Below are 2,719 nucleotides of genomic sequence, written 5' to 3'. Positions count from 1 at the left end.
TACTTTCTTTTATATTTAATTTTAATAAAATATAAGGATTAATATTAAAAAAAATTTATTAAAAGTTGAGTTTATTTTTATGTTCTATTATTACCGAAGTTATTATTATTTGTTTATTTTTTATTAAACTATTTTAGTAGAATAATATTTAATTATTTAGCAAAGACAACTGTATGAATACAATCCTTATCTTTATATATCTTAGTTTTAAAAGAATTTAAAGTTAATGTTGCTTCTTCAGTAATTATGTTTAACTTCCAATTTTGGCAAGGATGGTTTGTTGCCACCCATTGTTGTACATTTCCTCCACTTTGAACACTGGCATTAACAACTTCCACAAAACAAGCCTCTCTTGAAGATCTAGTCATTATCATATAACTTCCATCTGGATTCTTTGAAAATTTAAATAACATTGCACTGTCACTTGTAGAATAAGGTACTATACAAATATTTCCCCCATTGGTATTATTAGATGGTCTTAATACATAACTTGTATCACTAACAGAGCGAATATAATAATAATTTCCAGGAAATTCTTTAAGAATCCATTGCTGACTTTTAAAATGGCCAGTTGACCATTGTTGAACATTTGTATTTTCTTTCATATTTCCACCTTCAATATCCATAACCATTTTACTGTTAACATTTTCAAATTCATAAGTTAATGTTGTATCCATTTGACATCCAGGATTAGTCACTGGTTCAAATATCCAATTTTGACAAGAATGACCGTTAATCTCCCATTGTTGAACATTATTTCCACTTTGTACACCTGCATCTTTTATTTCTACAGCTGATTTATTTCCTGATACTCTTGTTTTTAATGTATATGAACCATCTGAATTTGATGTTATATAATATTGTTGGTTTGTGCTACCACCATATTGATATATTTCAATATTAGCTCCATTTTCTGTACTTTTTCCTGTTACATCAAGACAATATGTTCCTCCATCTCCTACTCCTGAAACTAGATAATAATAACCATTTCCTGCATCAATTGTTTTCCAGATATCATGAACTGTTCCGTCTATTGTTCCCCATTGTTGAACATTTGTTCCATTTACAGCTATTCCACCTTCAACTTGCATATATAATCCAGAATTTACATTTTTTATCTTATAGCATGAACAATTACTAAAAGTAGCAGCACTTCCAGAACTAGAACTATCAGAAAAATTGATATTCTTAAGAATTGGTGATGAATATGTTGTTTTAGACCAATTTGAAAAATCACTATCAGTTATATATTTAATTCCACTTTGAGCATTAAAACATCCAGCTTTTTTTTTACAAAAATCCTTTGTATCAGTATTACTTGTATTATAGGCATCAAGTAAAGAATATCCATAATTTGAAGTATTTGGACTCCATGAACTTTTTTTTTTGGTGAAAAATTAATTTTTATGGGAGTTGCATTAAAATCAGCAGAAAAATATGAATTATCATCACGGGCAGGATTTGTTGTATCACCCCCCATCATTAAAGCTTGAGTTTTAGTATATCCATTAAACATATTATTTTGAGATAACATTTCAGATCCATCACCGCCAATGATTCCTGTGGTAGCAGAACCATTATTATTTTGCCCATAAGCAAGATAATAATTATTATAAACATGGCATATTCCATTTCCAAGTTGAGGACATCTTCTAACATTTTGATTCCACCAATTATATAATAAAGTTGTTCTATCTCTTGTAATTTCAGAATTTTGAGTTCCATAAGCTACAGTCCAATATCTATTTGTTAATTTGCAATATGAAATAGTCATATAGTCTGGACTTCTAAGTCTATCTTTTGCATCCAAATAACTTTCATATGGAGTATTCAACCAAATAAACTTTCCAACCTCATCTTGACCATTTCCTTTTCTATCATAACTTAAAGTACTATTGAAGTTAACATGATCAATCCAAATTTGACGAGAAGACCAAACATTTATTAAAATTCTATTAGGAACATTTTTTGCTTGCATATCTAAATTTCTGAATACAATATTATCACTTGGACTATCGTTAGTAGCTCCATAAGCATCATTAGTTCTTAATTGACAATCAAAGATAGTATGATATTTGAAAGACCCAACAATTGTTTTATTATCTCTAATTCTTGTATTTCCTTTTGATTTCATGTCAATATTAGAATTAATAACTATTGTTTGGGCTCCTACTGAATTTAATTGGGTTTCAAGTTCATCAGCAGTATTAACATAAACAACTGCTCCTAATAATCCACCTATAGTACCAGCTTTCTCTCCTGATGAAGTTTTACAATTTGCTGCAAATCCTTGAAGACCATCTAAATTTAATTTAAATTTTTGGTAGTTTGTACCTGAATAACTAGCAAGAGAAAAACCTTTATTAGCTGTATATGTTAAAGTTTTTGAAGAATCAGTATTACTAGTTATTTTATAATAAAGATAATATCCATCATAATCTTTTTGAACTCCTTCAATTTTCCAATTTTGAGATGTGGAATTTGAGTTATTAGCTAAAGAAACACTATTCCCACTTGCAGTTATAACTTGATTATTTGAAGCATTGGCTATTTGGAAAACACCACTACTTTTATAATTAATATACCATTTCTCTTGGCTTTTCCCTGTTTCATGTGAAGGGGCTAGAGATGAACCAGATGCAATAACATTATTGTCTGTATCTCCAATTCCAATTCTAAAATATTGCAATGGATAAGTCATTTTAATTAAAATTTTTTT

The 2,719-nt window shown here is 28.8% G+C and carries 2 protein-coding genes; both read right to left on the bottom strand.

Features of this window, described 5'->3' with window-relative positions:
- Nucleotides 1–152 precede the first annotated feature (152 nt).
- Entirely contained in the window at nt 153–1,118 is a 966-nt protein-coding gene (locus tag QZZ11_RS06180; RefSeq protein ID WP_292474511.1) for an RICIN domain-containing protein, read from the bottom strand.
- 125 nt (nt 1,119–1,243) lie between these two features.
- A partial coding sequence (locus QZZ11_RS06175) for a hypothetical protein (RefSeq protein WP_292474509.1) occupies nt 1,244–2,719 on the bottom strand: 1,476 nt, incomplete at its 5' end.

Source organism: Methanosphaera sp. (assembly GCF_016282985.1).
GTDB lineage: Archaea > Methanobacteriota > Methanobacteria > Methanobacteriales > Methanobacteriaceae > Methanosphaera.
Note: the sequence above shows the minus strand (reverse complement) of the source record. Positions and strands in the feature narration are given on the sequence as shown.